11 protein-coding genes are annotated in these 10,747 nt (G+C 37.4%); 2 read left to right on the top strand and 9 right to left on the bottom strand.

Translation table 11 applies throughout. From position 1 onward, the window contains the following. Positions 1–178 precede the first annotated feature (178 nt). The 7 genes from H0Z31_15410 to H0Z31_15380 all read right to left on the bottom strand — a co-directional run bounded on the left by H0Z31_15410 (position 179) and on the right by H0Z31_15380 (position 6,041). On the bottom strand, positions 179–964 hold the full coding sequence (locus H0Z31_15410) for an SDR family oxidoreductase (protein MBO8178811.1): 786 nt from the start codon (positions 962–964) through the stop codon (positions 179–181). Between the two features lie 279 nt (positions 965–1,243). After that, positions 1,244–2,965, bottom strand: a complete 1,722-nt coding sequence (ptsP, locus tag H0Z31_15405; GenBank protein MBO8178810.1) for a phosphoenolpyruvate--protein phosphotransferase — start codon at positions 2,963–2,965, stop codon at positions 1,244–1,246. Next, on the bottom strand, positions 2,966–3,232 hold the full coding sequence (locus H0Z31_15400; GenBank protein ID MBO8178809.1) for a phosphocarrier protein HPr: 267 nt from the start codon (positions 3,230–3,232) through the stop codon (positions 2,966–2,968). Positions 3,233–3,422: 190 nt separating this feature from the next. Beyond that, positions 3,423–3,683 (bottom strand): hypothetical protein, encoded by a 261-nt coding sequence (locus H0Z31_15395; protein ID MBO8178808.1) that lies wholly within the window; start codon positions 3,681–3,683, stop codon positions 3,423–3,425. Between the two features lie 262 nt (positions 3,684–3,945). Then, positions 3,946–4,449, bottom strand: a complete 504-nt coding sequence (locus H0Z31_15390) for a competence protein ComK (protein MBO8178807.1) — start codon at positions 4,447–4,449, stop codon at positions 3,946–3,948. Positions 4,450–4,621: 172 nt separating this feature from the next. Then, positions 4,622–4,816 (bottom strand): hypothetical protein, encoded by a 195-nt coding sequence (locus H0Z31_15385; GenBank protein ID MBO8178806.1) that lies wholly within the window; start codon positions 4,814–4,816, stop codon positions 4,622–4,624. Between the two features lie 31 nt (positions 4,817–4,847). Beyond that, positions 4,848–6,041: an MFS transporter gene (locus tag H0Z31_15380; protein MBO8178805.1), complete on the bottom strand. Its 1,194-nt coding sequence runs from the start codon at positions 6,039–6,041 to the stop codon at positions 4,848–4,850. Between the two features lie 179 nt (positions 6,042–6,220). Here H0Z31_15380 and H0Z31_15375 point away from each other — a divergent pair, with 179 nt between their 5' ends. Together H0Z31_15375 and H0Z31_15370 are read left to right on the top strand one after the other, a co-directional pair. After that, positions 6,221–6,415, top strand: coding sequence for a DUF2187 family protein (locus tag H0Z31_15375; protein ID MBO8178804.1), 195 nt, complete (start codon positions 6,221–6,223; stop codon positions 6,413–6,415). Positions 6,416–6,747: 332 nt separating this feature from the next. Then, entirely contained in the window at positions 6,748–7,359 is a 612-nt protein-coding gene (locus H0Z31_15370; protein MBO8178803.1) for a CPBP family intramembrane metalloprotease, read from the top strand. A 331-nt stretch (positions 7,360–7,690) separates the two neighbouring features. Here the strand turns inward: H0Z31_15370 and H0Z31_15365 are convergent, their stop codons facing one another. Both H0Z31_15365 and H0Z31_15360 read right to left on the bottom strand, forming a co-directional pair. Continuing rightward, positions 7,691–8,731 carry a hypothetical protein gene (locus H0Z31_15365; GenBank protein ID MBO8178802.1) on the bottom strand — a complete coding sequence of 347 codons (1,041 nt, stop codon included), beginning with the start codon at positions 8,729–8,731 and terminating at the stop codon, positions 7,691–7,693. 157 nt (positions 8,732–8,888) lie between these two features. Further along, complete coding sequence (locus tag H0Z31_15360; GenBank protein ID MBO8178801.1) at positions 8,889–10,583, bottom strand: M3 family oligoendopeptidase; 1,695 nt, start codon at positions 10,581–10,583, stop codon at positions 8,889–8,891. Positions 10,584–10,747: the final 164 nt, after the last annotated feature.

The following is a 10,747-nucleotide window of genomic DNA, read 5'->3' as shown; positions in this document are numbered from 1 at the left end:
TTTCATTTTTACTGCTTCCAATTTCATTTCAAATGTGTATATTTGGAACTTCTGCCCTTTTTTGGCCATAAAAATCATCCCTTAAAGTAAATGTTGCCCATTAGGGGGTTTTTCAACCTCTACTTTAAGGGGTGCAGTTCATATAAACGGTCCCTGTTTTTAAAAAGACACCTAACACTTAAATCGATTTAACCATTCCACCATCTACTAAAAAGCTTTGCCCCGTCATATATGTATTTTCATCAGAAGCTAAAAAGGTAACTACCTTTGCAAACTCCTCTGGTGTACCGTATCGGTTTAGCGGAATTTGGGCCTTTATCTCCTTTTCTACTTGCTCAACCGAAACACCTAATTTTTCCGCACGTACTTCATCTAAATGACGAACACGATCGGTTGCAATTCGTCCAGGTGCTACTGTATTTACTAAAATGTTATATGGAGCTAATTCAGTAGCAAGTGTTTTTGATAATCCAACAATCCCTGTTCGGAACGTATTGGACAAAATGAGTCCTTGAATCGGCTCTTTAATAGAAGAAGATGCAATGTTAATAATTTTTCCGCCGCTTTTTTTCATATAAGGCAACGCTTCTCGAATGGTGCGGATGTATGATAGTAAGTTGAGTTCAAATGCAGTTTGCCAATCTTCATCCTCCATTTGCTCAAAGCTACCTGCTTTTGGACCACCAGAGTTATTGACTAAAATATCCATTGAACCAAATGTATCAATCGTCTTATTTATTAAACGTTGAATATCTTCATTTTTCGTCACATCACAGCGACAATAGGAAACCTTTCCTTCTCCTAGGGCTTTTAATTCCTCACATACGCTAGCCAACTCTTGTTCTCTCCGACTAGCGATCATGACATTTGCCCCTTCAAGAACAAATTGTTCGGCAATCGCTTTTCCTAACCCTTGACTAGAAGCTAATACAAGTGCATTTTTGTTTTGTAATTTTCCCATCATACCACTCCCCCTTTATAGAATTTTCCCTTTTCTTATGTTCGCTTTCAATTAAAAAACTCCTTCAAAGAATAGTTCACCTCCTAAATATTTACAAAATGACATTTTTCTTCATTTTCCTCTTTAAAAAAGCGCTTTCATCCTTTATAATAATTAACGTATTCACTCTCTTAGTCCTTATTTATTTGTACTTATCTATGGAAGCGTTTCCAACAAACAACTCTAGGTTGGAATGTGAACCAAAAACCGGATGGAAGTGTCCATCCGGTTTTTGGGAGACTTTTATTTTTTATGAATAGCTTTTTGAACGGCTTGAATGACTTCATCTGTTGTAGCTAATTGCAATACGTTATTTGCTAATTGTTCCATCTCTGCTTTGTTCAACTGACGGATTTGCGAACGAGCTTTTAAAACGGAAGTTGCACTCATAGAGAATTCATCTAAACCTAGTCCTAATAAAATAGGAATAGCAGTTTCATCTCCTGCCATTTCACCGCACATTCCAACCCATTTTCCTTCTTTATGAGCGGCGTCAATAACCATTTTCACCAAGCGCAAAATGGCTGGATGATACGGTTGATATAAGTAAGAAATACGTTCGTTCATTCGGTCAGCAGCAAATGTGTACTGGATTAGGTCATTGGTACCGATGCTGAAAAAGTCTACTTCTTTCGCAAACTGGTCTGCAATCACTGCTGTAGACGGAATTTCGACCATCATTCCTACTTCAATTTGTTCGGCTACTTGAACCCCTTCGCTTACTAACTTTTCTTTTTCCTCGGATAAAATGGCCTTTGCTTGGTGTAATTCATCCAAGGTAGCAATCATTGGGAACATAATTTTTAAGTTTCCGTAAACGCTTGCTCGTAGTAATGCGCGCAATTGTGTTCGGAACATTTCTTGTTCTTCTAAGCATAAACGAATTGCCCGAAATCCTAAGAACGGGTTCATTTCTTTCGGAAGGTTTAAATATGGTAGCTCTTTATCTCCACCGATGTCAATCGTACGAACGACAACCGGTTTACCTTCCATTTTTTCTAATACCGTTTTATAAGCCTCGAATTGCTCTTCTTCAGAAGGAAGTTCTGTTCTACCCATGTATAAAAATTCCGTCCGGAATAACCCAATACCTTCCGCACCGTTATTAATGACCCCTTCTAAATCATCAGGTGTACCAATATTGGCTGCTAGTTCTACTTGATGACCGTCTGCTGAAATGGATTTTTCATGTAAGAGCTTCGCCCACACTTTTTTCTGTTCTTCGTAGGCTGCTTGTTCTTTCTTATACTTTTCCACAACTTCCGGCGTTGGGTTTACATGTACTTCCCCTTTAATTCCATCAACAATGACAAGGTCACCGTGCTCGATTTCCTTCGTCGCTGTTTTCGTTCCAACGACAGCTGGAATTTCCATAGAACGTGCCATAATCGCCGTGTGAGATGTTTTTCCACCAATATCGGTAGTAAATGCCTTTACATACGTTTTATTTAACTGGGCTGTGTCTGAAGGTGCTAAATCTTCAGCGATAATAATGACTTCTTCAGAAATAAGACTCGGATTTGGTAATTGAACACCTAACAAGTGACTTAACACTCGTTTCGTCACATCGCGAATATCTGCTGCCCGTTCCTTCATGTATGCGTTATCCATTTGTTCAAACATCGTAACAAACATGTCCGATACTTCTTTTAACGCAAACTCGGCATTGACACTTTCTGAAGAAATTTTATCTTCGATGGCTGTTAATAGCTCGGGATCACTTAGTACAAGAATATGTGCTTCAAAAATTTCCGCTTTATCTTCTCCAAGATGTTCCTTCGCATGGTCGCGAATCGCTTCAAGCTCTTCTTTCGCTTGCTCTACAGCGCTTCGAAAGCGAGATACCTCTTCCTCAACTTTTTCGATAGAAGTTTTATTAACTGTTAAATCCGGTTCAATTAACCGGTAAGCTTTCGCGATCGCGATTCCATTCGAAGCGGGCTTACCAAGTAATACTTTAGCCATTTATTCAGCTAACCCTTTGCTTTTTAATGTTTCCTCCAAGCTATTAAGCGCCTCTTGTTCGTCGCTGCCATCTACGTAAATTGTGATTTCTGCACCTTGACCAACCCCTAGAGACATAACGCCCATAATGGATTTTAAGTTCACTTTTTTGTCTTTGTATTCTAGTTGAATGTCAGAATTAAATTTGCTAGCTGTTTGAACAAGTAATGTCGCTGGACGCGCATGAATTCCAGTATCTGCAATAACCTTAAACGTTTTTTGTAACATTTTGCATCTTCTCCTTTTTCTATTTTGTCTAATAATGCTTGCTTCGATCGTTAGCTATCGTCGAAAGCTAGTTCGAATCAAGCAAGTCATTATCCTTCCAATGTTTTAGAATATCATGTCCAGCGAAGATACTCAATGATATTAGACGATAATTGGTTAAAAAAAAAGGAATATTCTTTGAACAACTTTCTTATTTAACGATTGTTTTAGAAACACCTTTGACAATATTATTTGCTATTTTTACTTTTACTATCGTTCCTTTTAGAACCGTTTCATGATCTTCCATCGTATTCGTATATACATTCACCATGTCGCACATTCCCCTTGCCAATAATTCGACCGCCGCTTTTAATTCTTGTTCAGTGAATACTTTTTGATCATTTAACAACTCTTGAATCAGATGAAGAACAGTTTCCTTCACCTTTAGCGCTTGTCCCATTTCCCTCCTCATCTATTTACCACCCCTTTGTTTTTATTCCTACTATATGAATTAGATAATCGTTAAAAGAACACCTTCAAAAAACTTTAACAAATTCATTGATTACGCTATTGTTTTACATTTGTTCTTCAATGAAATAGTTGAAAACATCTTTTAATAAAAAAAAGTAAGGATAGAATGTATGCTATATAAAAGAAACAAAATAGAGCACTTCTCATTCTATTCAATAAAACCGCCTTTATTTTGTCCAAGTGTAATAAAGGCGGTTTTTCTTTTATGTACGTCCAAGAGGTTTAGGAGGTAAGTAAAAGATTTGGAGCGAAGGTGGCTTTGAAAAATGAAACATACAATTAGCGGTTCGTTCAATTTGGCGATGCAGCGTAAATATGGAACAATTTAACATAAGTTGCTCTCCGTTTTGAAATTGAATAATGGGAATGCCTTCAAAATGACAAATCTGTTGAATATGCCTTGGGAAGATCCAATAACAGTCATGCTCGATGTGGGATTTGGTTGGAAAGGTAAAAATACACTCATTTGGACAAATCGTTAATGGGGTTTTTCGAAAGTAGTTAAGCCTGTTTCGAACAGCTTGAATTCTTCCGTCATAACTGGAACCTCTCGCCATACAAGCTTGGTTCAACAACTGAATCGGTTTGACGTTTTCATAATAAATACCTTGAACGTCAAATATTTTGACAACTCCTTTTTCAGAATATTCAGGTATAATTGCCATCGTAGTTTCAGACACAACATACGGTTGAACTGAAACAGCCATATTCATCCTCCTTTCTATTATAATTATACAAAATTTTCCTAATTTTTTCAAAAAATAACATTTTTTTATTTCTCTTTAAGATATCCTACTATTATTTCTTTTTCTGATAATTTTCGAACTTCATTTTGTCCAAAAAAAAAAGACGCCCGCCTAATGCGAGCATGTTTTGTCATTAACTTCTAGGGGTATCTAAATATGTGAATAAGACGTGTCCCCCACGCTGGGCCTCTCCTCGAAAATGTTTAAAATCTTCTTGAGCCACTAAGACGCTACGAAAAACGAGGAAGTCTTCTTTTTGTACCATATATTCTTCTATCTTTCGTTGACGCAGCTGTTCAATGATTTGTTTCGCTTGTTCTTCTGTCATCTCCATCCCTCCACCGTTATTATAAAACCCTTTACATCGTTTGGGGTAAATTCTTATCCACCTTTTTTACGTGTTTTCCTAAAACAATACACGTTAAGAAAAATGAAGAGACCCCAAAGAGCAGCACCATGATTTGAAACCCAATCGTATCTAAGAAAAATCCGGAACTTACTAATACGAATTGAAATAAAATGCGGTCCATCATATTACGAAATGAGAAGAAACGACCATGATAATCTTTTGGGACCGATTTTTGAAAAAGTGTCGCAGCAATAGGAAAGAACGATCCAGCAGCGAATCCAAAAACACCAAAGGAAACGATGGCCATCGGATGGTATTCAGCAAAATAAAGGGACATTTGAGCCAATGAAATGAAAAAAGCAGCTCCAATTAATAATGAAAGGTGGGGAAGCTTTACGGCTACTCTCCTTATCATAAATGCTCCAAGCATAAACATAACTCCTTCCGTTGTATAAAGCCATCCTTTAATTGCTGGATCTTGCAGCATCTCGCTAATTTTTAACACCATCAAATTAAAGCTTCCGATAAATCCAATAGGAACAAGCATTAAGACAAGGCCTGTAAATACCGGACGATTTTTCTTGATGAGGGGCCATAATACAGTAAAGCTCTCTTGTTTTTCTTGTTTGTACGACCTGTTTTGATCGTTTGGTAGTTGTAATAGAAAAGAGGTAAGAGCGACAAATAAAAAAGAGCCAAGTGTGATGATATATACGGTAGAAAGAGGAATCGCTATAATTAATATTCCTCCTAAAGCTGTTCCAACAATTCTAGCAATCGTGCCAATATTCATATGCCAGCCATTTAACGTAAGTAACTCCTCTTCTTTTGCAATGAGTGGTATGGCAGCCTGTAACGCAGGAAAATAAAATGCTGCAGATATGCCGATGCCGAGCATATACATCACCATCCACCATACTTGACCAGTTGAAATGGCAACAAACATAAACATGACCGACATCGATCGGGCAACACTAGAAACAATCATAACCGTTTTTTTCGAAGAACGATCAATCACTTTTCCAGCATAAGGTCCAAATAGGACGCCTACAAATAACCCTGCAAATAATATGAGCGATTTCATGAAGTCCGAGGGAACATGTTGTTGTAAAAATTCTAGATTACCAATAATTCCGACCCACATACCAAGGCCAGCAATTCCTTCCCCTAAAAGTAAAATCCATACATTCCGATTTCTCCACATAACGAATCGTTCTCCTTTGATTATTTCGTAATACTAAATAATATAAGAAAATGATTTCATTTTGTCTACAATTTTGTTATTTTTGAAAAAAATTAAAATAAATGCAACGGAAAGTATTTACCTTTTTTAAAAAATAAGGCAAACTTGTATGTAAATATTATGTATAAGGAGCGAGTTCATTGAAAATTGCTACAGTTGGAAATGTGATTGAATTTAAAAATGGTTTACAAGGAATTGTGGAGAAAGTGAATGAAAATTCAGTGATCGTTGATTTAACATATATGGAGAATTATCGCGAACTTGATTTAGAAGAAAAGACAGTTGTAAACCATAAAAATTACAAGATTATAAAGGAGTCTGCCGATCATTTTTAATAAGGACTTCATTGGACACCATCAGTTTAGCTGTTTATCATGGCCTTTATACAAGAGACCTTCCCATAAAGGCCATGATAAAAGCATTTACTCTTTATCAACTAATTCTTTCTTCGAAGCGACCTTTCCATGTGGTCGCTGATTTTGTTTTCGAACGTTCCATTGCCGCTCTTTTTCTCGTTTCGACTGTGTCATCCGTTTATTCCTCCTTTCCTTTCTTAGCATCTCCTTTTTATGAAAAGTTACAAAAATAAAAATTCGCCCTTTCCCTTCCACTTTCGGGTAGAAGTTTGTTAAAATAGTGGTTGACTTTTCAGAAAGGAGATTTCCATATGAAAAAATGCGCAACGGATATTAAACTTTGGATTTCTATCGGGTTAGCGCATATCCTCCTCTATTTAACGTTTATTGACAAAGATGTCTTTTGGTATCTGTACGGTGCCGCCTTATTGTTTCTTATTAGCTATACCATTTTAAACGAATCGATTGACGATCACCTACCTGCGCCGACGTACATTGTGTACGGAATCATATCAGGAATCCTTATATATCTCATTTTTTGGATTGGCTATGAAGTATTATCAGCATTATCATCAACAATAAAAAAAGATGTTGCTTGGCTATATAATCGATACAAACCAATGCAACTTTGGCATTTCATTGTGTTATTCCTCGTCTTGATTCCAGGGGAAGAAATTTTTTGGCGTGGCTTTGTCCAAAAACGATTGTCAAGATACTTTCAACCTGCTCTCGCAATAATCATTGCTTCTTTCTTAGGTGCTTCGGTGTTTTGGTATGCTGGAAAATGGGCGTTAATGATTGCCGCTTTCGTCGGTGGACTTGTTTGGGGAGCATTATTTGAATGGAAACGAAGCATTCCGTTGCTTATTGTTTCCCATCTTGTAGTAGATATCCTTATATTTATCGTCTTTCCTTTCCATTAAAAAGGACGCCGATGGTCTGTCGGCGTCCTTATTTATATCTGGAGAATTCTTTATAAAAAGGCTCTGTTAAACGATACTATTGATAATTATACATTTCGCTTGTGGCGGACGCTTTCCGCGGGCAAGCCGCAAGCCGCTTCCCTTGCTACGCTCAAGTATGGGTCTTGCGGCTTCTTGTTCCCGCTGGAGTCGCCACCTTTCGCTTCATGTGAATAACAAAAATCAACTATGACATAAAACATTGCCTATAAAAAATACAAACACATTGACACAATAGCCTCTGATTAGTCCATCAAATTTTGGGGAAAGTTTGTAAGGTTATGCGGAGCCTTTACGTCCTTACCTTTGGCTTTATCCATAATATGATTAAAAACAATAAACTGACGTACCCAAATAGTGGATATAACAACGATAACAACATACTATAATCCAACTGACTAATGATCGTCATAATCGTAAATAGCCCTCCATAAATCCACATGCTATGCAGGGGAACATGGGCCCTTAATTGCTTTTCTAACCCGTAGCTGTTCCCGATAACCGAAGTAAAAATTTCCGCAAAAATAATAAATACATAAATCCAATAAAGAAATTGGATTGCGCCTTTCATCACAATAGCCATTGGAATTTCGTATAAATGAACGTTCGGTAAGGTAACAAGTGTCATATGGCTAGTAATTAAAATAACTGTTAAAAATCCTCCTCCTAACCATCCACCTAAACGAATGGTTTTTTTATCATTAACTTCAGTGGCAATGGGCACGAGAACGGCTTGGGCTAAGCATAAATTAAACGCAGTATAAGAAAACGGAGCAACGACCGATTTCCATCCATCTTCTGCAAAAGGAATCATCAAAAAAGAGGTGGTAAAGTTTGCCGATTGAATAGAATAAATCATTAACAGGAAGTTAAATAAAATCATGAGGGGAACGACGAATGTGTTGACAAGAAATAGCCCTTTGACCCCAACCATCATCACAATAAAGGCTAACCCAATTGTTAAGCCAATTCCAATTTCTTTATGTAATCCGAGCTGTTCGGTAAAAACTGCTCCAGCTCCTGCAAGCATAACCGAACCTACTCCAAGTAACATCAACATGACTAATACATTCATCCATTTTCCGAGTCTCCGCCCAAATAGATATTCATTAAATTCTTCATACGATTGAGCTTGAATCTCAATAGCGTGTTCCATTAATTTTGTGCCCATCATTATGAATAAATAACCACTTAATAAAATGGATAAAAAACCAATAAAGCCAAAACGAGTAAAAAACTCGACTATTTCCCTCCCTGTCGCAAATCCAGCACCAACTACCGTTCCAATATATACAGCCGCCACTTGAATGGCGCCACTCAATCGATTACTCATCACGTTCCCCACTTTCGAATCGTTTCCCACCCTATACTTCTACCATATGTCCAAGCCAGTTAATTAGAAGTGAAAAAAGCACTTTTCTTTCATCGCTACACATAATCCGCCAAAAAAAAAGCTGATTCCCCATTCAACATGGAATCAGCTTTTTTGGTTATAAGGCTTTGTCGTTGATTTGATTTAACCATTCTCGTATTGGTTGAATCGTAGAAGCCACACACCCTTCTGCAAACGGGGACAATAATTTCGCCTCTTTTACTAATTCGGTAAACGGTAGACTGCCACCAAGTTGACATAAGTGAAGATAGTCCTCCCATGCTTGATCGTGGTTTTCTTGACTTCTTTTCCAAAACTGAAGGGCACATATTTGCGCTAGAGTGTAATCAATATAATAGAATGGATCGCTATAAATATGCCCTTGGCGTTGCCAGAAGCCCCCTCGTTCTAAATAATCCAATCCATCGTAATCACGGTGCGGTAAATACGTTTGTTCAAGTTCCCGCCATTTTTTCTTACGCTCTTCAGGAGATGCTTCGTAATGTTCGTAAACGAAATGTTGAAATTCATCCACCGCTACACCATAAGGTAAGAATAACAGCGCACCTGTTAAATGCGTAAATTTATATTTATCGGTATCTTCTTCAAAAAATAGGTGCATCCACGGCCATGTAAAAAATTCCATGCTCATGGAGTGAATTTCACAAGCTTCCAATGTTGGCCACAAGTATTCTGGAACGGTAAAATGTCTACTTGAATACACTTGAAACGCATGTCCAGCTTCGTGGGTTAACACATCAATATCACCAGAAGTTCCATTAAAGTTAGAGAAAATAAACGGTGCTTGATAATTATCTATATACGTACAATAACCTCCGCTTGCTTTTCCTTTTTTCGCTTCTACATCCATAAGATGACGGTCTAACAAAAAGTCAATAAATTCTTTTGTTTCTTTGGACAACTCATGATACATCGTTTTGCCATGCTGCAAAATCCAAGTAGCATCTCCTTTTGGCTGAGCGTTCCCTGACGGAAAATTAAAGCTTTCATCATAAAATTTCAGTTCATCCACACCGATGCGCTTTGCTTGTCTTTTCCGTAATTCAGTGGCAAGCGGAACAATATGTTGTTTTATTTGCTCTCGATATGTTTTTACCATGGACGCATCATAATCCGTCCGTTGTAAACGTAAATAACCGAGTTCGATGAAGTTTTTAAACCCTAATTTGTGAGCGATTTCTGTACGTACTTTTACTAAATCATCATACAACTGATCCAATTTTTCTTCGTGCTCGGCAAAAAACGAAAATCGTGCTTCAATGGCTCGTTTTCGCATATTCCGATCTGGTGATTCAACAAACGGCTGTAATTGAGCTAAGGTGCGTTCTTCCCCTTCAAACATAATTTTGGCAGACGCAATTAATTCCGTGTACTCGGTCACCAATTTATTTTCTTGTTGTAAAAGTGGGATAATTTCTGGGGTAAACGTTTTTAATTGACATTCTGCTAATTGAAATAAATGCGTTCCCCACTTTTTCTCAAGTTCTTTTCGATAGTTGGAATTGACGAGCGCCTCATAATATTTAGAAACAAGACCTTCCATTTGTGGGCTAACTTCATCCAAATAATCCTGTTCCTTTTTGTAAAATTCGTTCGTTGTATCAATGGAATAGCGAATAGAGCATAATGTATACATTGTATTAAAGTCGCGTCGAATTTGATTTATTTCTTCAATCGCTTCCATGTGCACTTGGAAAGTGGAAGCCTCTTTCATTTGTTTAAGAGCATAATGAAAATGCTGTTCAATTTCATTCATGTTTGGTCGTTCGTATGTATATTGTTCAAATTTCATTTTTTCCCCTTCCTTTTTTTATTCTCTTTTTTTCTTTCGACATCGAATCGAGATTCCCCTTTAATGACCGAAAATTCCCCAAAGAAAAAGGGACTGTCCGATAAGTCCCTAAAATAAAGCAAGTGGCGAAAAACGAGCCGTTTTTCGCCACTTGCTTTTGTATT

Origin of the sequence: Bacillus sp. (in: firmicutes) (genome assembly GCA_017656295.1) — a bacterium.
GTDB lineage: Bacteria > Bacillota > Bacilli > Bacillales > JACDOC01 > JACDOC01.
Note: the sequence above shows the minus strand (reverse complement) of the source record. Positions and strands in the feature narration are given on the sequence as shown.

What these genes read in the sequence shown, in the direction of transcription:
- H0Z31_15365 (MBO8178802.1), bottom strand. Translation starts at nt 8,731, where the DNA reads ATGAGTAATCGATTGAGTGGCGCCATTCAAGTGGCGGCTGTATATATT.
- H0Z31_15400 (MBO8178809.1), bottom strand. Translation starts at nt 3,232, where the DNA reads ATGTTACAAAAAACGTTTAAGGTTATTGCAGATACTGGAATTCATGCG.
- H0Z31_15385 (MBO8178806.1), bottom strand. Translation starts at nt 4,816, where the DNA reads ATGACAGAAGAACAAGCGAAACAAATCATTGAACAGCTGCGTCAACGA.
- H0Z31_15390 (MBO8178807.1), bottom strand. Translation starts at nt 4,449, where the DNA reads ATGGCTGTTTCAGTTCAACCGTATGTTGTGTCTGAAACTACGATGGCA.
- H0Z31_15380 (MBO8178805.1), bottom strand. Translation starts at nt 6,041, where the DNA reads ATGTGGAGAAATCGGAATGTATGGATTTTACTTTTAGGGGAAGGAATT.
- H0Z31_15370 (MBO8178803.1), top strand. Translation starts at nt 6,748, where the DNA reads ATGAAAAAATGCGCAACGGATATTAAACTTTGGATTTCTATCGGGTTA.
- H0Z31_15410 (MBO8178811.1), bottom strand. Translation starts at nt 964, where the DNA reads ATGATGGGAAAATTACAAAACAAAAATGCACTTGTATTAGCTTCTAGT.
- H0Z31_15360 (MBO8178801.1), bottom strand. Translation starts at nt 10,583, where the DNA reads ATGAAATTTGAACAATATACATACGAACGACCAAACATGAATGAAATT.
- ptsP (MBO8178810.1), bottom strand. Translation starts at nt 2,965, where the DNA reads ATGGCTAAAGTATTACTTGGTAAGCCCGCTTCGAATGGAATCGCGATC.
- H0Z31_15395 (MBO8178808.1), bottom strand. Translation starts at nt 3,683, where the DNA reads ATGAGGAGGGAAATGGGACAAGCGCTAAAGGTGAAGGAAACTGTTCTT.